Origin of the sequence: Vibrio sp. HS-50-1 (assembly GCF_024747315.1) — a bacterium.
Taxonomy (GTDB): domain Bacteria; phylum Pseudomonadota; class Gammaproteobacteria; order Enterobacterales; family Vibrionaceae; genus Vibrio; species Vibrio diabolicus.
Map to the genome: position 1 here is coordinate 51,277 of NZ_JAMPZF010000001.1, position 22,640 is coordinate 73,916.

General features: G+C 44.6%; 20 protein-coding genes. 7 read left to right on the forward strand and 13 right to left on the reverse strand.

What is annotated here, in order from left to right:
* Positions 1–12 precede the first annotated feature (12 nt).
* The 7 genes from NDJ01_RS00230 to nrfB form a co-directional block, all read right to left on the reverse strand.
* Complete coding sequence (locus NDJ01_RS00230; RefSeq protein ID WP_005394761.1) at positions 13–189, reverse strand: hypothetical protein; 177 nt, start codon at positions 187–189, stop codon at positions 13–15.
* Positions 190–335: 146 nt separating this feature from the next.
* Complete coding sequence (gene nrfF, locus NDJ01_RS00235; RefSeq protein WP_005394762.1) at positions 336–746, reverse strand: heme lyase NrfEFG subunit NrfF; 411 nt, start codon at positions 744–746, stop codon at positions 336–338.
* Entirely contained in the window at positions 733–1,266 is a 534-nt protein-coding gene (locus NDJ01_RS00240; protein WP_164666484.1) for a DsbE family thiol:disulfide interchange protein, read from the reverse strand. Before NDJ01_RS00240 ends, nrfF begins: the two co-directional genes overlap by 14 nt.
* A complete protein-coding gene (locus tag NDJ01_RS00245) occupies positions 1,244–3,148 on the reverse strand; it encodes a heme lyase CcmF/NrfE family subunit (protein WP_258586052.1) in 1,905 nt (634 codons plus the stop codon). The genes NDJ01_RS00240 and NDJ01_RS00245 overlap by 23 nt, the downstream gene beginning before the upstream one ends.
* A gap of 9 nt (positions 3,149–3,157) precedes the next feature.
* Positions 3,158–4,129, reverse strand: coding sequence for a cytochrome c nitrite reductase subunit NrfD (nrfD, locus tag NDJ01_RS00250; protein ID WP_258586053.1), 972 nt, complete (start codon positions 4,127–4,129; stop codon positions 3,158–3,160).
* Positions 4,126–4,812 carry a cytochrome c nitrite reductase Fe-S protein gene (gene nrfC / locus NDJ01_RS00255; RefSeq protein ID WP_017636123.1) on the reverse strand — a complete coding sequence of 229 codons (687 nt, stop codon included), beginning with the start codon at positions 4,810–4,812 and terminating at the stop codon, positions 4,126–4,128. The genes nrfD and nrfC overlap by 4 nt, the downstream gene beginning before the upstream one ends.
* 1 nt (position 4,813) lies before the next feature.
* Positions 4,814–5,416: a cytochrome c nitrite reductase pentaheme subunit gene (nrfB, locus tag NDJ01_RS00260; protein WP_258586054.1), complete on the reverse strand. Its 603-nt coding sequence runs from the start codon at positions 5,414–5,416 to the stop codon at positions 4,814–4,816.
* 467 nt (positions 5,417–5,883) lie between these two features.
* On the opposite strand from nrfB, the gene nrfA reads away from it, so the two are divergent.
* The gene (nrfA, locus tag NDJ01_RS00265) at positions 5,884–7,293 is read left to right on the forward strand and encodes an ammonia-forming nitrite reductase cytochrome c552 subunit (protein ID WP_374044605.1); all 1,410 of its coding nucleotides are present in this window, start codon (positions 5,884–5,886) and stop codon (positions 7,291–7,293) included.
* Positions 7,294–7,380: 87 nt separating this feature from the next.
* On the opposite strand, the gene NDJ01_RS00270 is transcribed toward nrfA, so the two are convergent.
* The 3 genes from NDJ01_RS00270 to gyrA all read right to left on the reverse strand — a co-directional run bounded on the left by NDJ01_RS00270 (position 7,381) and on the right by gyrA (position 11,444).
* Entirely contained in the window at positions 7,381–7,935 is a 555-nt protein-coding gene (locus tag NDJ01_RS00270; RefSeq protein ID WP_258586056.1) for a hypothetical protein, read from the reverse strand.
* Between the two features lie 41 nt (positions 7,936–7,976).
* Complete coding sequence (locus tag NDJ01_RS00275; RefSeq protein ID WP_006743142.1) at positions 7,977–8,600, reverse strand: cytochrome c; 624 nt, start codon at positions 8,598–8,600, stop codon at positions 7,977–7,979.
* Positions 8,601–8,723: 123 nt separating this feature from the next.
* The gene (gene gyrA, locus NDJ01_RS00280) at positions 8,724–11,444 is read right to left on the reverse strand and encodes a DNA topoisomerase (ATP-hydrolyzing) subunit A (RefSeq protein WP_065646597.1); all 2,721 of its coding nucleotides are present in this window, start codon (positions 11,442–11,444) and stop codon (positions 8,724–8,726) included.
* A gap of 474 nt (positions 11,445–11,918) precedes the next feature.
* Here gyrA and ubiG point away from each other — a divergent pair, with 474 nt between their 5' ends.
* The 4 genes from ubiG to yfaE all read left to right on the forward strand — a co-directional run bounded on the left by ubiG (position 11,919) and on the right by yfaE (position 16,906).
* Positions 11,919–12,626 (forward strand): bifunctional 2-polyprenyl-6-hydroxyphenol methylase/3-demethylubiquinol 3-O-methyltransferase UbiG, encoded by a 708-nt coding sequence (ubiG, locus tag NDJ01_RS00285; RefSeq protein ID WP_031780424.1) that lies wholly within the window; start codon positions 11,919–11,921, stop codon positions 12,624–12,626.
* Between the two features lie 501 nt (positions 12,627–13,127).
* Entirely contained in the window at positions 13,128–15,410 is a 2,283-nt protein-coding gene (gene nrdA, locus NDJ01_RS00290; RefSeq protein WP_005394788.1) for a class 1a ribonucleoside-diphosphate reductase subunit alpha, read from the forward strand.
* Positions 15,411–15,491: 81 nt separating this feature from the next.
* Positions 15,492–16,625 carry a class Ia ribonucleoside-diphosphate reductase subunit beta gene (gene nrdB / locus NDJ01_RS00295; RefSeq protein ID WP_258586057.1) on the forward strand — a complete coding sequence of 378 codons (1,134 nt, stop codon included), beginning with the start codon at positions 15,492–15,494 and terminating at the stop codon, positions 16,623–16,625.
* A complete protein-coding gene (gene yfaE / locus NDJ01_RS00300; RefSeq protein WP_005376817.1) occupies positions 16,625–16,906 on the forward strand; it encodes a class I ribonucleotide reductase maintenance protein YfaE in 282 nt (93 codons plus the stop codon). The genes nrdB and yfaE overlap by 1 nt, the downstream gene beginning before the upstream one ends.
* 95 nt (positions 16,907–17,001) lie before the next feature.
* On the opposite strand, the gene NDJ01_RS00305 is transcribed toward yfaE, so the two are convergent.
* Positions 17,002–18,234, reverse strand: coding sequence for a CinA family nicotinamide mononucleotide deamidase-related protein (locus NDJ01_RS00305; protein WP_005394791.1), 1,233 nt, complete (start codon positions 18,232–18,234; stop codon positions 17,002–17,004).
* A gap of 193 nt (positions 18,235–18,427) precedes the next feature.
* Between NDJ01_RS00305 and NDJ01_RS00310 the strand changes: the two genes are divergently transcribed.
* Together NDJ01_RS00310 and NDJ01_RS00315 are read left to right on the forward strand one after the other, a co-directional pair.
* Positions 18,428–19,330, forward strand: coding sequence for a DUF3943 domain-containing protein (locus tag NDJ01_RS00310; RefSeq protein WP_031780425.1), 903 nt, complete (start codon positions 18,428–18,430; stop codon positions 19,328–19,330).
* Positions 19,331–19,556: 226 nt separating this feature from the next.
* Positions 19,557–20,069: a glycine cleavage system protein R gene (locus tag NDJ01_RS00315; RefSeq protein WP_005394795.1), complete on the forward strand. Its 513-nt coding sequence runs from the start codon at positions 19,557–19,559 to the stop codon at positions 20,067–20,069.
* A 78-nt stretch (positions 20,070–20,147) separates the two neighbouring features.
* Here NDJ01_RS00315 and nspC read toward each other — a convergent pair whose 3' ends face one another.
* Together nspC and NDJ01_RS00325 are read right to left on the reverse strand one after the other, a co-directional pair.
* On the reverse strand, positions 20,148–21,281 hold the full coding sequence (nspC, locus tag NDJ01_RS00320) for a carboxynorspermidine decarboxylase (protein WP_258586058.1): 1,134 nt from the start codon (positions 21,279–21,281) through the stop codon (positions 20,148–20,150).
* A 103-nt stretch (positions 21,282–21,384) separates the two neighbouring features.
* Positions 21,385–22,629, reverse strand: coding sequence for a carboxynorspermidine synthase (locus tag NDJ01_RS00325; protein WP_005394799.1), 1,245 nt, complete (start codon positions 22,627–22,629; stop codon positions 21,385–21,387).
* Between the last annotated feature and the right edge of the window lie 11 nt (positions 22,630–22,640).

Sequence of the window (22,640 nt, forward strand, 5' to 3'; positions counted from 1 at the left end):
AGGGGTGATGATTTAATGTGTTTGGCTACGTTTCCAAACAGTAAGCTCTATCCATACCGCTTCGAGCTCTTGAATTTCTTCTTCGGTTAATACGGCAAGAGACGATGTAACTTGAGGCAGTTTCGAGGTTTGCAATGCACGAATCTGCGAATAAAAGTCTTTTTTTAACTGTAATATAACTGAATCCACTGCGTGCACCTACTTAGTTCTTTTATTACTTCTCCAGCTCAAATCGTTGATTTTCTTTATACTGGAATCTTCATAAATTCGGAAAAATGATAACATTCTGTTTGTTATCTGCACGATTTATTTCCCATAGTGGAATAGTGGTCACATTATTGACGCTTTATCATTTTGATCGAAAATAGGATAAAAAAGATCAAAAGTAATAGAGGAAAGATCCACAACGCTGCTGTCGAATAATTAAATGGTGGCTGATACAAAACGATATTCCCATATCTCTGAACCAAATAATCTTTTACCTCTTGATCCGTACTTCCTTCGTTTACCATCGAGTACACTTTCAATCTTAAATCTTTAGCGGCTTGTGCATTAGATTCAACAAGGTTTTGGTTTTGACATTGTGGGCATCGCAAAGCCTTGGCTAATGCATTTGCTCTTTGTTGCAGTTCAACGGAATGAAATTCAAACAGATCAACATGCTGCGTAATTTGCTCTGCTTTGACCCAAGAAGAACACAAAGAAAACAAAACAATAATGAAGTAAGCATATTTAAAGTGAGACATTAAAATACCCCGAAAATAACGAGTTCCATTTGTCTATTGTTAACTTACCTCTATATTTGATCAAAACATTGCCATTTTGATCAATTAAGTAAGTTTCAGGTGTTCCTATTACACCAAGTTCAACCGCCAGTTGCCCATTAGGATCGGATATAACTTCGGTATATGGATTGTGTGAAGAGCTCAAATAGCGTTTAGCCGCGCTCTCTTTATCTCGATAGTTAAGACCAACGATGGGCACACCTTGTCGAGCTAAGTTGAGCAAATCATCATGTTCTTGTTTACAAACCCCACACCAAGACGCCCAAACATTCAATAGCACATAACCTTGATTTTCTAGTACTGCATCGGTGATTCGATTGCCTGAAATGAGTGAGTAAGCGGTAAAATCCGGGATGGATAACACACGATTTTGTTGTATTTCTACGTTTGGTCTATCGGATAATGCCAATGTCGCGGTGACAACAAAAATCGCAACTAGCAATATGAGAACGATCAGTTTAAGCGTATTTTTCGATCTCATTACCTTTTCCCCTTCGATTCATCATACTCCCCAAAGCACTTATTACGATTAAAGCGCCACCAAACCATATCCACCAGATACCCGCCCGATATTGCACTTTAATTGCGTAGGCGCTGTTGTCGAGCTTGTCACCCAAAGTGATGTAGTAGTCTCCATGCCATAGTGATCGAATAGCGGGCTCGGTCATATTCATCACGCGTACAGGGTAATGCCGTTTCTCGGGTTGAAAGTTCAGCGCCTTACCGCTCTCCAAATAAAGATCAACACTTCCCTGTTCTGCGGTGTAGTTCGGCCCAACTAACCATTCAATTCCATGATAATCAACGGTGATACCCGCTTTTTGATACGAGCTACCTGGCTCTGCCCGTAAGTTGTATTCATACGAATAGTCACTATTAAATACTGCCCCGCTTGCAGCCAACGCAAAGCCAACATGAGCAAGAAACATAGGCATTAATTTGCTCTTGTTTTCTGCACAAAACAGCAATAGCACATGAGAAACCACTACCCACGTCGCTAATACCAGAGTAATCAAAGTCGTTATATGAAGCTCTTTAGTAGCAAAAACGAAAATAGCGCTAACCGCAATAACATGAATACCGACAAACCCAATGGTTTTAACGGCATGAGGACTGGCTCCTTTCGTCCACTTCAACACGGGCATAAAGGCGAGAAAGGTCAGAGCAAGTAATGTAAGGGGAAAAACGAGGCTATTAAAGTAAGGTGCCCCAACGGATATATTACCCAGGCCAAGCAGTTGATAAAGCATTGGGTAAAAGGTACCGAGGAAAACAATCGCCATACAAACAACGAGAAGCCCAATAGCGATGTATACCATGTAGGCACGACTTATTAACGAATCGAGCGTAAAACGAGGAATATGTAGCCCTCGCACAATGAGCACACCAAAGGTGACAATCACCAAAACGCTGAGAACAGCAAGAAGTACTACACCTTTGGTTGGATCAACCGCAAACGCGTGTACTGAGGTTAATACACCCGACCTCACCACAAATGTGCCGAGAATACTCAAACTGAACGTAGCAAAACCCAATGCGTAGGTGCTCCAAATTGCTCCTTTATTACGCTTCGACAACACACCGCTATGCAGTAGTGCGGTACCCATTAACCAAGGCAGCAAAGACGCGTTTTCTACCGGGTCCCAAAACCACCACCCGCCCCAACCTAATTCATTGTATGCCCACCAAGAACCAATCAAAATTCCAATTGTTAGCGTACCCCAAGCAAAGAAAGCGGCACTACGGGCAACACCATACCATTCATTTATAGGTCGTTTCGCTAATAACGCAGCTAAGGCGAACGCCAGTATCGCGGCATAACCAACGTAGCCCAAATATAACAGCGGTGGATGAATAATAAGCCCGATATCTTGCAACATCGGATTGAGATCTCGTCCCTCCAACGCTAGTGTCTGAGCATACTCAAAAGGATTGGACGTGGTGAGGGTAAACCAAGCGAAAATAGCAATAAGTAAGTTCATGATACCCAAGCAATCGCCTGTATATTGAGTGCAAACTGGCGACTTGGTAGCAATAAAAGACGCCCATAAGCTCAACGTAACCACCCAAAACAACATAGACCCTTGATGACCGCCCCAAGCAGCTGCAATCTTAAACGCGATAGGTAACTGGCTGTTCGAGTGTGTAACCACATACTCAAGCGCAAAATTATCCTGAATAAAACAGACTATCAAAAGCGCCAAACAAACTAAGGAGGCTAAGCTGATAATATGAGACGTTGCGGTTTGGTGTGGCAACACTCCCTTCTTCCGCAGCGTAAAGCAAACCCAATGCAGCAGCGTCGCACATGTCGATGCGACAGCCACCAATATCAACAAAAAGAAACCGAGCTCAGCCTCCATTTAGCCTCCTTACACGATGGTCATTTGACCAGCATAGAGAATGAAAGTACGCAGCATAAGTACGCCGACCAAGCTCAACGTCGTGACCACAAAAACGTAACTGCCTTTGTGGCGCACTTCAGAAGGCGTCAACCAATTGAGAGTCAAAGGCGTTATCATGCCGATGAACACTACCCCAACCCAGAACCATTGAGCCCAGAATCCACTCGAAATAGCATTCCAAGCCGCGACTTCGTTCTGACCACCGCTGAAAATCAGTCCAGTAAAGAATGTCACTAAGACAAACAACTCAAACAATACTACTGGGCGTTCAAATCCGTGTACCCAAGACACACTTGGGCTGCTGGTCGACTCTTTAAACACCAAGATACCGAACATCAAACATGCTGCTGCGCCAGATGACAAACTAGAGAACAGGAATAAGATTGGCAGTACTGGATTGTTTAGCATTGGGTAAGTCTTCAATGCAGACAATAAAAAGCCGGTGTATGCCGCAAGCACGATGGCTAAGAAGCCCAAGAATAATTCAATTGCGTTGTTGGCTTTCCCCGCCTTAATCAAAATGCCATCAGCAAAATCCAATAATTTACTCGGCAACTTTCCTTCGCAGAAGCTGATGATTTGATGACGGAAGATAACGCCGATCCAAACAAATAGCACTAGCATGTACACTTGGAACAAGATCACGCCCATCGACATCACGGAAGTCGGGTTGTAGTAAATCATGATCTTCCAAAACTCAAGCGGTTTAGTTAAGTGGAAAATCAAAATCACTAAGCCAGAAATAATGCCAAATGGCGCTAGCCAAGCCATTGCTTTTATAATGCCATTGTTTGCGGGATCACCTTCAATCACTTTGCGTTTTAAATAGATAGAAATCATCACCGCACCTGCTGACATCCCAGCAAGGAATAAGTAAATTGCAATAATCCAATCCCAGACTAACGAGTCAAAGTGGAATGCACTTTCGAAGCCGTTCATGATGACACCTCCCCTTTGCTATGCGGAATTTTGTACAGTTTAGGCTGTGTACCTAAATGCGATTTATCGCGATAGACAACATGGCTTTCAATGGCTTTGCTCACCTCACTAGTTGGGTCATTCAAATCACCAAAAATGAGAGCTTTTGTTGGGCAAGATTCCACGCAAGCTGGCTGCTTACCTTGCGCTAGGTTGGTATCACGGCAGAAGTTACATTTATCCGCAGAGTGATCGACTGGATTAAAGAAACGCACTTGGTAAGGGCAAGCGGCAAGGCAATAACCACATCCGACACATTTCTCTTTGTGCACATCCACGATGCCCGTCGCTTCATCTTTGTATGCAGCACCTGTTGGACAAACGTACACACATGGTGGGTTGTCACAGTGCTGACAGGATTCGCGAGTAAACTGGTATTCCACATCTGGGAATTCGCCAATCGGTTCACTGCGATGAATTTTAAGTCGGGTCACGCCTTCGGGGACTTTATTTACTTCGCGACAAGCATCAGTACAGGCGGTACAGCCAATACAGGCATTTTCGTCATGAACCATACCCATGCGTTTCGCTTGTTCACTGTTGCTGGCATAAAGAGAGGAGCTAACAACGGAAGTGCCTGCAACGCCTGTAGTTAAAATCAACGCGCCGCTGCCGGCTAAAAAGTTTCTTCTCGAACATTTCATGCTATCTCTCCTCTTCTTTGGCAAGTTCAGGTTCGACGGCAAATTCAGAGTGACAATCCACACACTGCTTGATCAGTTGTTTTCTGTCGTACGACAACGCTTTGGTTTTCGCTGCGTGTACATCGTGGCAATTTGAACAAGTGAGGTTTTTGGCGTGCATATCGTGCGTCCAGTGGCTTTCTCTCAGTTGTGTCGGTGCATGGCAATCCACACATTGGCTATTGGCTTTAAGAATCATGCTTGGATCAAGGAACACTTTGTCGTGTACCTCTTTCGATTGCGCGGCAGAAAACTTAATCACATCAGGTGCCCCTTCACGATGGTCGGAACCAATGTTGCTATGGCAATTGGTGCAATTAAGTTGCTTCCCTTGGCTGAGTAGAGCTTGCGGGTCATGCGAAAGGTTCAGAGTCTCTTTTTCATCCTTATGACATTGAAGACATTTATAGTCTCGGTCACGGATCAACTCGACTTGATGACGCTCAGCTTGAGCACCTTCAACTGGCTCTGAAGAAGTCGCATGGGCGGCGGTGAAAAAACCATAGATGGCAAAGATGAAGAGAAATTTCAGCATTGTCTCTATGGTCAATTTTATATTGCCCATATTTTTCTTTCCTTAGCTCGATAATAATTGATAACTGTTATCAACTATTATTTGAGCAACAATTAATTTCCTCTGAAGATATTTTTACACCTTCAAATGACATCAATTCTTATTTTGGAAAGCCACAACGCTAAACCTGTATTTATAATACCTCTATAATTCCTAAGAGGTAGAATCACATGTTCAAAAAGCGAACTTAATCACCTTATTTTTAAAATGGTTATATCTATAACACACTGTGATTAAAGGGGATTACAACATACCACTTTAGGGGTATATGGACTTAAACATGATTAAGATCACTAGCATAAATTGATCTAAAACAAGGCCAATTTCGGTCACTATTTCATCTATTCAATTCACTATTAATATTAACGATAGATCTCCGATTCTTATTTGGAATAGCTCCTCACAACGCTGCTAATAAAAACGAATATGGAGATAACACCGTGAGCATAAAACACTGGATGAGCGCACCTATCGCGGTTGCGACCTTATTCGCCAGCCAATTATTTTTGGTTGGTGCTCCTTTGGCGGCAGAGGATACTGGTCTCATAGAGCCTCGCAATGATACCTTTGAACAAAACCATCCTGACCAATATCACTCTTGGAAAGCCACATCGGAAAGCGAGCATATTGAAGATGCCTTAAGTGAAGACCCAAACATGGTGATCTTGTGGGCCGGTTATGGTTTTGCTAAAGACTACAACAAAGCGCGCGGTCACTTTTACGCGCTTGATGATGTGAGGCAAACCCTCAGAACCGGCGCACCAGCAGACGAAGACTCCGGGCCAATGCCGATGGCTTGTTGGAGTTGTAAAAGCCCAGATGTCGCCCGCGTAATTGAAGAGCGCGGTGAAGACGGCTATTTTGAAGGTAAATGGGCGCGCTTGGGCTCAGAAATCGTCAACCCTATCGGTTGTTCCGACTGTCACAATACGGGTTCTGAAGCCTTCAAGAAGGGCGAACCCGCACTGGCACTGACTCGCCCATACGTCGAGCGTGCTTTTGACACCATCGGCAAAAATTTTGACCAACAATCTCGCTTAGATAAACAAGCGTCAGTCTGCGCTCAATGTCATGTCGAGTACTACTTCACAGGTCCGACTAAAGCAGTCAAATTCCCATGGGACATGGGGACCAACGTCGCTGATATGGAGAAATACTACGACGCGTTGAACTTTAAAGATTGGACGCACGCCGTTTCTAAAGCACCAATGCTTAAGGCGCAACACCCAGGTTTCGAAACTTGGAGAGCGGGTATTCATGGCAAAAACAAAGTGGTGTGTGTGGACTGTCACATGCCTAAAGTAACTAAAGAAGACGGTACGGTATACACCGACCACAAAGTGGGTAACCCGTTTGATCGTTTTGAAGACACCTGTGCGCAATGCCATACTCAAACCAAAGAGCAACTACAAGGCATCGTTTCGACTCGCAAAGCGCAAGTACTAAACATGAAGCTAACCGCCGAGAAGCAAATCGTAGCGGCGCACTTTGAAGCAGGCGCAGCGTGGAAAGCAGGTGCAACAGAAGAAGAGATGCAACCTATCCTACAAGATATTCGCCATGCACAATGGCGTTGGGACTACGCGATTGCTTCTCACGGTGTCCACATGCATGCTCCTGAGATAGCACTTGAAGTACTAGGTACTGCAGTTGATCGCGCTGCTGACGCTCGTACTAAGTTGGTTCGTTTATTAGCAACAAAAGGCATTACTGACCCTGTTCAAATTCCAGATATCTCGACCAAAGCAAAAGCGCAACAAGCACTAGGTATGGATATGGAGAAGATGAACGCAGACAAGAGACACTTCCTAGAAACGGTGGCACCAGAATGGGATAAAGCAGCTGCTAAGCGCGAAGCAACGTACTGAACAGTATCGATTACACAAGGTTAACTAGATAAAACGAAGGGCGCACGTTGCGCCCTTTTTGTTTGATAGAAGGCAGAGGAAAACAGATTAGCGACGAGGAAGTCTCGGCCTAGGCTGAATATGTGGACGTGTTTTAGGCATCTGCACATTTGGGCGTGTAACTGGGCGCTGGATCTTAGTTTCCGGCAATGCTTTTCTTTGTTGAACCTTTTCTTTCGCCGCTTTATCTTGTAAAGCCGTAGGCTCGATGCGCTCGGAGCGGTTCTCCCACTTGGTTTGAATCTCCTGCTTTTGCTCGTCAGGCAGCGATTGCCAATGATCGTCAAGCTGTCGCTTCATGCTATCGATATTGGCGGACATATCGTCGTCTTTCCAATCTTCGACTTTGTCTTTGATGGATTGCTGTTGCTCTTCATCCAAGCCATTCCACCACTCTTCTAGTTTCTCTTTGTATTCATCGTCGTTGTCGCAACAACCCGGATAGTAATAAATCCAGTAGTCATCATGATCGTACCACCAAGGGTCGTAATAACCGGAAGAGTAATAAACCGTAGATGAGGTGCCAGAATGTTCGGAAGAGCTACAACCCACTAACACAGAGCCGCACAGCACCGCCAATATTCCGAACGCTTTATTCTTCATTCGTCCCCCACCTTTCTTCTATTACTTATTAGAGTCTACGCCTACAACAGCTCTTTCGCTTTATTGATCGAGTTAATAATTTGTACTCGATCCAAGCTTGGATCGTTCGAGTCGAGTAATAGCACCCAAGTATCAATGGCTTCCTGAAAGCGGAATGACAGAAAATGATCATTGGCGATCAACGACAAAGCCGCTTCATTATGCGGTTCTATCTGCAAAGCTTGTTCTAGAAGCAAACTGACTTCTTGCGTCATTGATTGCTGGTGAATGTAGTATAAGGTCGTCGCTTTCGCAGCAAGTTGCGTGGCACCGACTGGCTCAGTCAGTTGGATGGCGTAATCAAAACAAATCAGTGCGCCATCCAGTTCTCCCTCTAGCAGGTAGCCCTGCCCTAACTGAAACCACAATTCGGCATTGTTTGGGTCTTCACGTAATTGGTCTTGAATTTCCTGCATGATATCGCGAGCAGTCATCATTCGAGAGACTTCAGCTTGAATAGGTTGTGGAGGAGATTGACGCAACAATAAGAAGCTAGCGCTGGTTAACACTAGTACCAAAGCACAAAAACCGAACCATTGTGCAGCTCTTACTCTTGAAGCGCTGAGCGATAATACGACGACGAATAATCCCATCAAAGTGATGGCAATGAAAAACCAAACAGACATAACGCGCTCCCTAGACAAACTGAGTATTAGTGTACTGGTTTAATGCTTGTATTGCGTTGATAGAGGTACAAAAAAGCCGAGCAACTGAGGCTCGGCTTTTCACATTAGAATAGTGACGAAAGATTACTCTTCGTTACCTTCCTCTGCATCATCAGCGGCTGGCGCTTCTGGAGTATCTTGCTGCGTATTTTCGTCTGTTGACTCTAACGCTTCTGCTTCTTCACCAGCAGGCAGCTCTTCTTCATCAACTTCTTCAATACGTTGCAAACCAACAACAGATTCGTCTTCCGCAGTACGGATAAGCGTTACACCTTGCGTGTTACGACCAACCTGGCTAACTTCACCCACACGAGTACGTACTAGCGTACCAGCGTCGGTGATCATCATCATTTCATCACCTTCAACAACCTGGATAGCACCAACTACCGGGCCGTTTCGCTCAGAAACTTTGATAGAAACTACACCTTGAGTGCCACGACCTTTTGTCGGGTACTCACTCAGCGCTGTACGTTTACCGTAACCGTTTTCTGTAACTGTTAGGATGTCGCCTTCGTGTGAAGGAACGATAAGTGATACAACTTGGTCATTTTCAGCCAGTTTCATACCACGCACACCAGAGGCGGTACGACCCATAGGACGAACACCTTTAAACTTGATCTCTGGCTGACCATTCTCATCAAGAACTGGCTTACCATTTTCGTCAAGTACTGGAATTTCTTCTGCTTCTTTAAAGCGAACCACTTTACCCGCTTTAGAGAACAGCATGATTTCGTTTTCGCCGTTAGTGATATCCACACCGATTAACGAATCGTCTTCACGTAGGTTTACCGCAATCAGACCATTTGAACGAACATTTGCAAACTGGTTCAACGGCGTTTTCTTAACCGTACCGTCACCTGTTGCCATGAAGATGAATTTGTCTTCAGAGAATTCATCAACACGCAGAATCGCGGTAATGCGCTCACCTTCTTCTAGTGGAAGGATGTTCACAATTGGCTTACCACGAGCAGTGCGGCTCGCTAGAGGCAATTGGTAAACTTTCAGACGGTATGTTTTACCGCGAGTAGAGAAACACAAGATGTTATCGTGGGTATTCGCCACTAGAAGACGCTCAATGTGGTCTTCATCTTTCATCTTGGTCGCACTCTTACCTTTACCACCACGGCGCTGTGACTCGTAGTCGCTCAGTACTTGGTACTTAACGTAACCACCATGCGATAGAGTAACCACAACGTCTTCACGCGCGATCAGCTCTTCCATGTCGATATCATGGCTCGCAGCTGTGATTTCTGTACGACGAGCGTCACCAAAGCCGTCACGAACCGCTTCAAGTTCTTCGCGGATCACTTCCATCAAACGCTCAGTGCTCGCAAGGATATGCATGAGTTCAGCGATTTCTTCTAGAAGTGTTTTGTATTCGCCAAGAATCTTCTCGTGTTCTAGACCTGTTAGTTTATGTAAACGTAGATCTAGGATAGCTTGTGCTTGTTGCTCAGTCAGGAAGTACTGACCATCACGAATACCGTATTCAGGCTCTAGCCATTCAGGGCGCGCAGCATCTGTACCAGCACGCTCTAGCATTGCTGAAACGTTGCCTAAATCCCAACCACGAGCGATAAGACCCGCTTTTGCTTCAGCCGGTGTAGGTGCCTTACGGATAAGCTCAATGATTTCATCAATGTTAGCAAGCGCTAGAGCTAAACCTTCAAGGATATGAGCACGTTCACGCGCTTTACGCAGTTCGAAGATAGTACGACGTGTCACAACTTCACGACGGTGATCAACGAAGCACTTCAACATATCTTTCAGGTTGAATAGCTGTGGTTGGCCATTGTTTAGGGCCACCATGTTGATACCGAAAGTGGTTTGCAACTGAGTCTGAGCGTATAGGTTGTTTAGAACCACTTCACCCACAGCGTCGCGCTTACATTCAATAACAATACGCATACCGTCTTTATCTGACTCGTCGCGTAGTGCACTGATGCCTTCAACTTTCTTATCTTTAACTAGCTCAGCGATCTTTTCGATCAAGCGAGCTTTGTTTACCTGGTATGGGATCTCAGTGACGATGATGGTTTCTTTACCATTCTTCTCCACTTCGATGTCCGCTTTCGAACGCATGTAGATTTTGCCGCGACCTGTTTTATACGCGTCTACAATGCCTTTACGACCGCTGATCAGCGCCGCCGTTGGGAAATCAGGACCAGGAATGTAATCCATTAGTTCATCAATAGTGATTTCTTCATTATTGATGTATGCAAGACAGCCATCGATCACTTCGCCAAGGTTATGAGGCGGGATGTTGGTTGCCATACCTACTGCGATACCAGAAGCACCGTTAACCAATAGGTTTGGAATTTTAGTTGGAAGAACCGCTGGGATCTGCTCAGTACCGTCGTAGTTTGGTACGTAGTCTACGGTTTCTTTGTCTAGGTCAGCCAATAGTTCATGGGCAATTTTTGCCATTCGAACTTCGGTGTAACGCATTGCCGCAGCAGAGTCGCCATCGATCGAGCCAAAGTTACCTTGACCATCGACCAGCATGTAACGAAGCGAGAACGGCTGAGCCATACGTACGATTGTGTCGTACACAGCACTATCACCGTGTGGGTGATATTTACCGATTACGTCGCCGACAACACGGGCTGATTTTTTATATGGTTTGTTCCAATCGTTGCCTAGTACGTTCATCGCGAATAAAACGCGGCGGTGTACTGGTTTTAGGCCATCACGCACATCTGGAAGAGCACGACCCACGATGACTGACATCGCATAGTCTAGATATGAACCTCTAAGCTCATCTTCAATGTTTACGGGCGTGATCTCTTTAGCTAAATCGCTCATAGAGCCATTATCCCTCTATTATCTGATCGTAATTACGATACGTGTAAGGTGCAAAAATATAACACACAATTCATCACTTCGGCATCACTTTCCCTCTCCTTTTATCAGGTTGTGAGCTTGGTTATGAATCAAATGTCGAGAATTTGCACACTCATCCCATATCTTTCTGATTAGTGGTTATATTTCGGTCAATATTGAGCAAAATCGGACTCTTTACGCGGAAAAGCGAGGTAAATTCCTTTAACCACACAACGCGAAAATGCAGGTTTTAGAGTATTGTCACTGGCACTAGTTCAAGGATGAACCAAAAACAATAGCTAGCGCTTTCAAAATTACAGGAACCTGTCGCGTTTGCTGCGCCAGTGAACTCTATCATTGTCCCTTCACTAAGCACATCGAGGTTGTTTGGGGATAAAACGTTGGAGTATACTGGCGCCCTCTAAAGGACTCAGATTGAATGCAATAAAACCAATTATGACTAAAGCACAAAACGTCGACCCAAGTGAAATTAAGAAATTCGAGGACATGGCTTCTCGATGGTGGGATTTAGAAGGCGAGTTTAAGCCGCTTCACCAAATTAACCCACTTCGTTTGAACTATGTACTTGAAAAAGCAAATGGCTTGTTTGGCAAGCGTGCACTTGATGTCGGCTGTGGTGGTGGCATTCTTGCTGAAAGCATGGCGAAAGAAGGCGCTATTGTGACTGGACTTGATATGGGCAAAGAACCTTTAGAAGTCGCACGACTACATGCATTAGAAACAGGTACTCAACTGACCTACATTCAGAGCACAATAGAAGACCACGCTATAGAAAACGCAGGGACTTACGACGTCGTGACTTGTATGGAGATGCTTGAACACGTTCCAGATCCTCTCTCCGTTATCCGCTCTTGTGCTGCGCTAGTAAAACCTGGTGGTCACGTGTTTTTCTCAACCTTGAACCGAAACATCAAGTCATACTTGTTTGCTATTGTCGGTGCAGAGAAGCTTCTTAAGATTGTTCCTGAGGGGACTCACGAGCACGAGAAGTTTATCAAGCCTGCCGAAATGATGAAGATGATAGACCAAACAGACCTAACAGAAATGGGCATTACAGGCCTGCATTACAACCCTCTTAATGACAGTTACAAACTCGGCCGTAATGTAGATGTAAACTACATCGTTCATACTAAAAAATACTGAACGCCGTTATGTTAAAAAATGCGTTTTGTAATTGACATTTTTTGTAGAAAATGAATCGAAAGCGGTAGCACAAAGTTGCCGCTTTTTTTGTCTTTTTATGCCTAAAATTCGTGCTCTAGATTCCATTTTAACCAACCTATTTTTCGTAGATAAAAACGGCCAAAGATCAAGGAAAATATTTTTGCATGCGGTTATTTCTAAACCGATCTCAAAACCGTGCTTTTAACCATTCAAGTCTGCCCTTTTCTCATCGGTTAGTGTTCACTTACTGATTTTTTTCATTTTGTCAGTTATCCACAAGTCATCCCCGATCTGTACCTTGATAAATCAGTGTAATAGCACTATCTTGTAACCCGCAAACAAATGAACCCCTATATGTTGTGTTTAAGCGACAATATATAGATAGACTTTGATCACAAAGCCGCCGCAAGCTTTACTCATATTGCACATAAACAAACAAAAATACGGCTTTTATCAGTTTTCTTAGGGAAATAAAGCAGAATGAACCAACAACTTACCGTCACCAAGCGTGATGGCCGTAAAGAAAGTATCGATCTGGATAAAATCCACCGCGTTATCACTTGGGCTGCAGAAGGTCTAGATAATGTTTCGGTTTCTCAAGTAGAACTTCGCGCTCACATCCAGTTTTACGACGGCATCACAACGACAGATATTCACGAGACAATCATCAAGTCTGCGGCAGACCTGATCTCTGAAGAGACTCCGGATTACCAATACCTAGCTGCTCGCCTAGCGGTATTCCATCTGCGTAAAAAAGCGTATGGCCAATACGAGCCACCAACGCTTTATGATCACGTGTCTCGCCTCGTCGATATGGGTAAGTACGATCAACATATTCTAGAAGACTACACAAAAGCAGAACTCGACGAACTTGATGCGTACATCGACCATAAACGCGACCTAAACTTCTCATACGCGGCAGTTAAGCAGCTAGAGGGCAAGTACTTCGTACAAAACCGTGTAACGGGCCAAATTTACGAAAGTGCTCAGTTCTTATATATCCTTGTAGCAGCGTGCCTATTTGCGAAATATCCAAAAGCAACGCGTCTTGATTACATCAAGCGTTTCTACGATGCGACATCGACATTTAAGATTTCTCTACCTACGCCAATTATGTCTGGCGTGCGTACCCCTACTCGCCAGTTCAGCTCATGTGTTCTGATCGAGTGTGGCGACAGTCTTGATTCTATCAACGCAACAGCAAGCTCGATTGTTCGTTACGTATCTCAGCGCGCTGGTATTGGTATCAACGCTGGTCGTATCCGTGCATTAGGCTCAGAGATTCGCGGTGGTGAAGCGTTCCACACTGGCTGTATCCCGTTCTACAAATACTTCCAAACCGCAGTAAAATGTTGTTCGCAAGGTGGTGTTCGTGGTGGCGCAGCGACTGTATTCTACCCAATGTGGCACGGCGAAGCTCGCTCTCTAATGGTGCTTAAAAACAACCGTGGTGTTGAAGAGAACCGCGTTCGTCACATGGACTACGGTGTACAACTGAACAAACTGATGTACCAACGTTTGGTTGAGGGTGGCAACATCACACTATTCTCACCTTCAGACGTACCAGGTCTATACGACGCATTCTTCGAAAACCAAGAAGAGTTTGAGCGTCTATACGTGAAGTACGAGAACGATCCTTCAATCAAGAAAGAAACGGTTAAAGCGATTGAAATGTTCACTCTGCTGATGCAAGAGCGTGCATCAACAGGTCGTATCTACATTCAGAACGTGGACCACTGTAATACTCACAGCCCATTCGATTCTGAAGTAGCGCCAGTTCGTCAATCGAACCTATGTCTAGAAATCGCACTGCCAACGAAGCCATTAACTAACGTTGAAGATGACTCGGGCGAGATCGCACTATGTACGCTTTCTGCCTTCAACCTTGGTGCTATCAAGTCTCTAGATGATTTCGAAGAGCTATCTGATCTTGTTGTTCGTGCGCTAGATGCACTGCTTGATTATCAAGATTACCCTCTACCAGCGGCATACAAGTCGACAATGAACCGTCGTACGCTAGGTGTTGGTGTGATCAACTTCGCTTATTACTTAGCGAAACATGGCGTGAAATACTCTGACGGTAGCGCAAATGGCCTGACTCACCGTACGTTCGAAGCAATGCAGTACTACCTACTAAAAGCATCGGTAGAACTGGCGAAAGAGCAAGGCAAGTGCCCTTCATTCGACGAAACGAACTACGCGAAAGGCTTACTGCCGATTGATACGTACAAGAAAGATATCGACCTAATTTGTGACGAAGCGCTGCACTACGACTGGGACAGCCTACGTAAAGAAATTATGGAGCACGGCCTACGTAACTCAACACTGACTGCGCTAATGCCTTCTGAGACCTCTTCTCAGATTTCAAACGCCACTAACGGTATTGAGCCACCACGTGGTTATGTTTCAGTAAAAGCTTCGAAAGACGGTATTCTGAAGCAAGTTGTACCTGAGTTCACTGAACTTAAAGACAACTATGAACTGCTTTGGAACATCGGTTCGAACGACGGTTACCTACATCTTGTGGGTATTATGCAGAAGTTTGTTGACCAAGCTATCTCTGCTAATACTAACTACGATCCGTCACGTTACGAGACTGGCAAGGTACCAATGAAGAAACTACTTCAAGACCTGCTAACAGCGTACAAGTTTGGTGTGAAAACGCTTTACTACCATAACACTCGTGATGGCGCAAAAGATGAACAGAAAGACGCTGTTCAACCACAAGATGACGATTGTGCTGGCGGCGGTTGTAAGATTTAATCTACCCGCACCTAACACTCCGTAAAGACAGACTATCGATAACCTCCCCTTATGGGGAGGTTTAAAAGGAATTGAGGCATTATGGCTTACAGTACTTTTAACCAAAAAAAGAATGACCAATTGAAGGAACCAATGTTCCTAGGTCAATCAGTAAACGTTGCACGCTACGACCAACAAAAGTTTGAGATTTTCGAAAAGCTTATCGAGAAACAACTTTCTTTCTTCTGGCGTCCAGAAGAAGTAGACGTATCTAGCGACCGTATCGATTACAACAAACTGCCAGATCACGAGAAGCACATCTTCATCTCTAACTTGAAGTACCAAACGCTTCTAGACTCTATCCAAGGTCGTAGCCCTAACGTGGCACTGCTGCCGCTTGTGTCTCTGCCGGAACTAGAGACTTGGATTGAGACTTGGTCTTTCTCTGAAACGATTCACTCTCGTTCTTACACGCACATTATTCGTAACATCGTGAACGACCCTGCTATGGTATTTGATGATATCGTTGAGAACGAGCACATCCTGAAGCGTGCAAAAGACATCGCGCACTACTACGACGATTTGATTCAAGCGACGAATGATTACCATCGCTACGGTGAAGGTGAGCATGTCCTTAACGGTGAAACGGTTAAGGTTAGTCTGTACGACCTTAAGAAGAAACTGTACATCTGTCTGATGTCTGTGAACGCTCTAGAAGCGATTCGTTTTTACGTAAGTTTCGCATGTTCTTTCGCTTTCGCAGAACGCGAACTAATGGAAGGTAACGCGAAAATCATCAAACTGATTGCACGTGATGAAGCGCTTCACCTGAACGGTACGCAACACATGATCAACCTGCTACGTAACGGTCAGGATGATTTCACTTTCATGCAAATCGCAGAAGAAGCAAAACAAGACTGTTTTGACCTATTCAAAGAAGCGGCTGAGCAAGAAAAAGAGTGGGCAGAGTATCTATTCAAAGATGGCTCTATGATCGGTCTAAACAAAGACATCCTAAGCCAATATGTTGAATACATCACCAACATCCGTATGCAAGCAGTAGGTCTACCTGCAGCTTACCCAGAAGCAACAACCAACCCAATCCCATGGATTAACGCTTGGTTGTCTTCAGATAACGTTCAAGTTGCGCCTCAAGAAGCGGAAATCTCTTCTTACCTTGTGGGTCAAATTGACAATGAAGTTCGCGCAGACGACTTCGAAGGATTCGAGCTGTAATGGCAACACTCAAAATCAACAAACTCATCAGTATTGAATCCAACCCTTCCAATACAATTTTGGAAACAATGGAGCAAGCTGGCTTATTACCAGAATACAACTGTCGTGATGGGCACTGTGGCGCTTGTCGCTGCAAGTTGGAATCTGGTGAAGTGGAGTATGTTGGTTTTGCCATGGCTTACACGCAAAGTGATGAGATATTACCTTGTATCTGTAAAGCAAAATCGGATTTGTCACTCAGTGGCGTTAACTACGCGATGAAAGAAAAGCAGCGCGCATAACGTGACTCGACGGTATAAAACGCAAAAGCCAAGGTAATTACCTTGGCTTTTTTGTATCTACGTGTTTTATCTCTCAGGCTGTTATAGGTCTCTGGTTATAAAGCACTACCTGGGAGATGCATCTCTTTAACTTTCTCTAAAAATGCATAATGTGCAAACATCGGTTTACGTTCTAGGTAACGACGCAACAAGTCTAGTGCTGCCGTGCTGATCACTTTAACTTGATCATTGCGCTGATACTTTTTCGAGAGTTTATATAACGCTCCCCACTCGCCTGACGGTGTCGATAAAGCGACGGAAAAAACACCCTCTTCAATATCGCCAGTGACGAGTGATAAATCCGTCCCACACTTCTCTCGCGTCGCTCCTGCCAGAGCAAAGGTTTCCGCTAATGGGTCTCCGCTGTTGCTCATCGCTTGAGTCTGGCTTGGTAGTACCCAACCATGTCCAAGTTGCCTTTCAGCGTTTTCATCACTATTTAACCAATAAGTTAAGTATCCACCACTGCTTTTTTCGGAAACCGACACGGTTAACTCTTTATCCACCAACAGCTGGCCGACATTTTCAACCATAGGTAAATCAATACTAACGGTATTGCTTTCAAGATGCTTATTGATCATCTGTACCAACTTCAAACGCTGTTCAAGCTGGTCAGAAGGGCCAAAGAGTTTCACTTCAATAAAAGGTAAGTAAGAGCGATAACCAAGCTCATACCCTTGAGGAAGTTTTAGCTGATCAAGCTTGTCCGAGATGCCGGATTCGGAAAGGCCAAACGTATAGATTCGACTACAACATGAACCTTGCACCTCTGGAAAAGCTCTTCTCAGATCAGGCAAAATTTGCGTCTCTGCCATAAGCTTAAATTCACTTGGCACACCCGGCGTAAAATAAAAAATGGCATCATTAATCAGCATCTTAAAACCACAGGCCGTGCCTATCGGGTTATCCAGAATCTCAGCCGTTTCTGGTAGCATGGCTTGTTTTAAATTACTGTCTGGCATTGGGATGCCACGTCGAGCATACAAACTTTCTAGATGCTGCAACCACTCTTTGAAAAGCACGAGTTTACACTCAGCAGCTCTCGCGGCGGCGGCCGCACTCATATCATCGGTCGTTGGCCCTAAACCACCATTCACGATCACCACGTCATTGTTGAAGCTCAACATTAAAAACTCTTCAACCAAGCTCGACAGGCTATCACCAACCGTTGAGCGCTTTGTTAAGCCAAATCCATGTTGATAAAACAGGCTAGATAACCATGCCGCATTAGTATCAACAATATCACCGTGGAGCACTTCCTCACCGGTACTAAGCATTGCTATTTTCACAACTGACTCCTGAACATAAGCACAATCCTATTATTCGTTATAGTGCTTATTTTTCTTTTTATTTGGACGAATCTCGACGAGATATATTGGGACTAAATAAGGATCAAGTATTTAAATGGTTGATGTTTTGAGGGATAATTGCGAGCCCGATCATCACACCATCAACTCGGAGACCTTTGTGTCAAAATCATCCATGTTCAAGAAAACTCTAACTGGCCTTTGCTTGACTTCGTCAGCGCTTGCGCACGCAAGTCAGTACGATATGACCAGTCATACGGAGTTTTCTTACACACCTGATTGCTTGTCAGGTTACTGCGAAACGACGACTCTGTACACCTTCGAGTCTCAAAATCGCGGTCTTATGTTTGAACAGAATAATGATGATTCATTAAATCTTGATGCAGGGCTTCAGCCTAAACATCTCATTATCCCTCAAGATAAAGACTGGGATTACCTCATGGGTCAAACCTACACCATTCTTGGCCTGAGTATCGCAACCGTTGGTATGATGACTTTCCTTCCAGAAAGTATCACTAAATGGGACGAAGAAGACCGAGACATGAGTAAGCTGGGTCAAAAATGGAAAGATAATGTCTCTGACGGGCCTGTTTGGGATCGTGATGAACATGTCCTCAACTATATCATGCACCCTTATTTTGGCGGCGTTTACTACACAGCCGCACGCCACGCTGGCTATAACGAGTTTCAGTCATTCTTGTACTCCGCAACCATGTCAACGTTCTTTTGGGAGTACGGAGTAGAGGCATTTGCAGAAGTGCCATCTTGGCAGGATATTTTTATCACACCATTCTTTGGTGCTGTGGTTGGCGAAATGATGCTCACTGCTGAGCAAGATATTGTAGCAAATGGCGGCGAAGTCATGGGCTCTGAAACCGTCGGTGATGTATCACTCTTCTTCCTAAACCCTGTTGGGCATATCCATTATTGGGTAACCGATGCATGGGGCGGTAGTGCAGAACTACAATTTAATTCATCACCTTGGTTTGGTAATCAAGACGTCGCAAAATTCGCAATGGACGCAGGCGCCAACTACGATAGCCAATTTTACGGTGTCGAACTAAAAGTAACATTTTAGCCTTGACTTGAGTTGATACTCAGTAGAAAAGCAGCCTTATGATGGCTGCTTTTTTGTGCCCTAAACATCGTTTTAATTATTTGCTTCACGAATTAGTGTCAAAAATTGACTTTCATCAAACATAACCCTCTCCTAGCACCTACACTAAATAAAAGGATTTATTCCAATAACTTAAGTAGCACGTTTATTCGTACTGCGTCCAAACCTTATTCCAGGAGGGGACATTATGAACACCGTATTTATTGTTAATTTTGTCGGACAAGCGTCACCCGCAACTATCAAAGAACTCGCAGCAATCACTCATGAAAATGGCGGTAAATGGCTGATAAGCAAAGTAAACTTTATCGAAGATCAAGTTGCAGGTGTCATCAAAGTAGAGCTTCCAAGAGAAAATGCCGACATCGTTAAAGAGGCGTTCTCTTCATGTCAAACTCTTGTGGTTAGGTTCGTTGACTCGGATCCTCACTCGCATCGTGAAGACACTATCTTTCAGCTTCGCTTAGATGCCAACGATAGAGCAGGTATTGTGAATGAAATTACTCACGTTCTCGATAATCAAGGCATTTCAATTCTAGATATGGATTGCCAACGCGTATTCATTGCAGGCGGCGGTGGGGTAAGCTCCAGCTTATTCAGCGCAAAAATGGCGATTAAATTGCCTAGCGAGCTAGAGATAGAGGACGTGGCTAATGAGTTAGAATCTCTGAGTGAAGACACTCGTGTAATCGTAGAAAGCTAACTGCACACCTTTAACGCTTCCCCAATAAAAAAGAGCAGCAATTCAGCTGCTCTTTGTCGTTCTAATACTCAATACGTTTTATTTCACTGACCACTGAGATAGTGAACGTTTGAAATCAGAGTAGTCAAACTCATTCAGTTTTTGAATGTCACCATTCGAGCGTTCACAGTAAACCGAAGGCATACGTAGACCGTTGAACCAGTTCAGTTTCACCATGGTGTAACCTGCACTATCTAGAATGTGCAGACGCTGTCCGATCTCGAGAGGCTGTTCGAAGTTCGCCACGCAAAACTGGTCACCAGCTAAACAAGAGCACGATCCAATCACGTATTCATGTTCACCGTTTTCAGATGCTTCAAGAATGGACGCTGGTTCGTTGTAGATAAGTGTATCCAAACGGTGAGCTTCTGTTGCTGAATCGACAATCGCCGTCTTCTTCACGTTCTCCACAATATCAACCACTGTTACAACAAGATCGGTTGTCTTAGTGATGATCGCTTCACCCGGCTCTAGATACATTTGTACGCCGTGTTTCTCTGATAATGCTTTAAGCGCTAAACCCAACTTCTCGATGTCGTACCCCGGCCATGTGAAGAACACGCCGCCACCCATGCTTACCCAGTCCAGCTTATCTAGGTACTCGCCAAACTGCTCTGAAATAGCATCGAGTAAGCCGATAAACGCATCCACGTCTTTGTTCTCACAGTTCATGTGGAACATTACGCCATCAATACCATCAAAAATTTCCGGTTTGATGTGATCAGCCTGAACACCAAGACGAGAGAATTGACGAGCTGGGTTTGCTAAGTCTTGCCCTGCGTAGCTCACACCTGGGTTTAGTCGCAAGCCAATCGATGCTTTACCTTCGACAATATGACGATAAGCCGCTAGCTGTGACTGAGAGTTAAAGATCATCTTGTCACAGATGTCCGCCACGTCGCGAACGTCATCTTCGCTGTAACCCACACTGTATGCGTGTGTCTCACCACCGAACGTTTCGTAGCCAAGCTTCACTTCAAACGGGCCAGAGCTGGTTGTTCCGTCTAGGTAAGGCTTGATGATGTCGAATACACCCCATGTTGAGAAGCACTTCAGTGCTAATACAAGCTTCACACCAGAGATGTCTTTTAGCTGTTTTGCTTTCTCTAGGTTCTCAATCAGCTTGTCTTCATTGATCATGAAGTATGGCGTTTTTAGTTCGTTTTGTTGCATTTTGATACCTTACGTCCCTTCGCCTTAGCAAAGGCACTATAAAATCGAACAAAGCCGACGCAAGTGCATCGGCTTAAACGTACAAATAAGAGTCGCTAAATTCTTACTTCAATTTATGGATAACAGGTTGTCCTGGCTCCAGTTCTTGAACATGCCAATCTAGACCAATCGATGGCATGGTTTCTAGGAATGGGTCTGGATCTAGCTGCTCCATGTTGAACACGCCTTTGTCTGCCCACTTACCACGGAAAAACTGCAAAGCCGCGGTGATCGCAGGTACGCCAGTGGTGTATGAGATAGCTTGGTGTTCAACATCTTCGTATGCAACTTCGTGATCTGCGTTGTTGTAGATAAATACGCTGCGATCTTTACCGTCTTTCTTACCTTGTACCCAAGTACCGATACACGTTAAGCCTGTATAACCTGGTGCGAGAGATGTTGGGTCCGGCAGTAGCGCTTTCAATACGTGTAGAGGTTGGACTACCGTGCCGTCGTGCAGCGTCAGTGGGTCTGGGCTGAGTAGACCAATATCGCGCATTACGTTGAAATAGTTCAGGTAACGGTCACCGAACCCCATCCAAAACTCAATGCGTTTCGCCGGGATGAACTCTTGCATAGATCGAACTTCGTCGTGCGCCATTGAGTACACTTTATGTGAACCACAGTTCGGGAATTCAAACTCAAGCATACGTGAGTGACAAGGTACTTGTTTCCACTCGCCGTTTTCCCAGTAGAAGGAATCACCTTGAATCTCAAGCATGTTCGTTTCTGGGTCAAAGTTAGTTGCGAACTTCTTACCGTGGTCACCTGCGTTTACATCCATTACGTCGATAGTATCGATTTCATCGAACAGATGTTTCACCGCGTATGCAGCAAACACCGATACTACGCCCGGATCGAAACCGGCACCAAGAATACCTGTGATACCCGCCTCTTCAAACTTCTCACGGTAGCCCCACTGCCAATCGTAAGCTTGAGGTACTTGTTGGCCTTCAGAGCACAAATCAACCGCAACAGATGTATCAAGGTATGACACTTTAGCTTGGTAACATGCTTCCATAATAGACATGTTCACCCAAGGAGGACCCGCGTTGATCACTAAGTCAGGCTGCACTTCTTTAATTAAAGCAACTAAAGAATCTACGTCGTCCGCGTTTACCGCACGAGCTTCTAGTTTCTTAGTTGAATCTTTCAGATTGTTTTTCTTCTGAATCGATTCGATGATTTTCTCACACTTACCTACGGTACGTGATGCGATTGTGATATCACCCAGAACGTCGTTGTTTTGTGCTGCTTTATGTGCAACTACCCAGCCAACGCCGCCTGCACCAATCTGTAGAATTGCCATAGTTTTCCGTT

Excerpts from the sequence above, each read along its gene's own strand:
- NDJ01_RS00275 (WP_006743142.1), bottom strand. The coding sequence starts at position 8,600 with ATGTCTGTTTGGTTTTTCATTGCCATCACTTTGATGGGATTATTCGTC.
- ubiG (WP_031780424.1), top strand. The coding sequence starts at position 11,919 with ATGACTAAAGCACAAAACGTCGACCCAAGTGAAATTAAGAAATTCGAG.
- nrdB (WP_258586057.1), top strand. The coding sequence starts at position 15,492 with ATGGCTTACAGTACTTTTAACCAAAAAAAGAATGACCAATTGAAGGAA.
- yfaE (WP_005376817.1), top strand. The coding sequence starts at position 16,625 with ATGGCAACACTCAAAATCAACAAACTCATCAGTATTGAATCCAACCCT.
- NDJ01_RS00245 (WP_258586052.1), bottom strand. The coding sequence starts at position 3,148 with ATGGAGGCTGAGCTCGGTTTCTTTTTGTTGATATTGGTGGCTGTCGCA.
- NDJ01_RS00310 (WP_031780425.1), top strand. The coding sequence starts at position 18,428 with ATGTTCAAGAAAACTCTAACTGGCCTTTGCTTGACTTCGTCAGCGCTT.
- NDJ01_RS00240 (WP_164666484.1), bottom strand. The coding sequence starts at position 1,266 with ATGAGATCGAAAAATACGCTTAAACTGATCGTTCTCATATTGCTAGTT.
- NDJ01_RS00325 (WP_005394799.1), bottom strand. The coding sequence starts at position 22,629 with ATGGCAATTCTACAGATTGGTGCAGGCGGCGTTGGCTGGGTAGTTGCA.
- nrdA (WP_005394788.1), top strand. The coding sequence starts at position 13,128 with ATGAACCAACAACTTACCGTCACCAAGCGTGATGGCCGTAAAGAAAGT.
- nrfD (WP_258586053.1), bottom strand. The coding sequence starts at position 4,129 with ATGAACGGCTTCGAAAGTGCATTCCACTTTGACTCGTTAGTCTGGGAT.
- nspC (WP_258586058.1), bottom strand. The coding sequence starts at position 21,281 with ATGCAACAAAACGAACTAAAAACGCCATACTTCATGATCAATGAAGAC.
- NDJ01_RS00270 (WP_258586056.1), bottom strand. The coding sequence starts at position 7,935 with ATGAAGAATAAAGCGTTCGGAATATTGGCGGTGCTGTGCGGCTCTGTG.
- nrfF (WP_005394762.1), bottom strand. The coding sequence starts at position 746 with ATGTCTCACTTTAAATATGCTTACTTCATTATTGTTTTGTTTTCTTTG.
- nrfA (WP_374044605.1), top strand. The coding sequence starts at position 5,884 with ATGAGCGCACCTATCGCGGTTGCGACCTTATTCGCCAGCCAATTATTT.
- gyrA (WP_065646597.1), bottom strand. The coding sequence starts at position 11,444 with ATGAGCGATTTAGCTAAAGAGATCACGCCCGTAAACATTGAAGATGAG.
- nrfB (WP_258586054.1), bottom strand. The coding sequence starts at position 5,416 with ATGGGCAATATAAAATTGACCATAGAGACAATGCTGAAATTTCTCTTC.
- nrfC (WP_017636123.1), bottom strand. The coding sequence starts at position 4,812 with ATGAAATGTTCGAGAAGAAACTTTTTAGCCGGCAGCGGCGCGTTGATT.
- NDJ01_RS00315 (WP_005394795.1), top strand. The coding sequence starts at position 19,557 with ATGAACACCGTATTTATTGTTAATTTTGTCGGACAAGCGTCACCCGCA.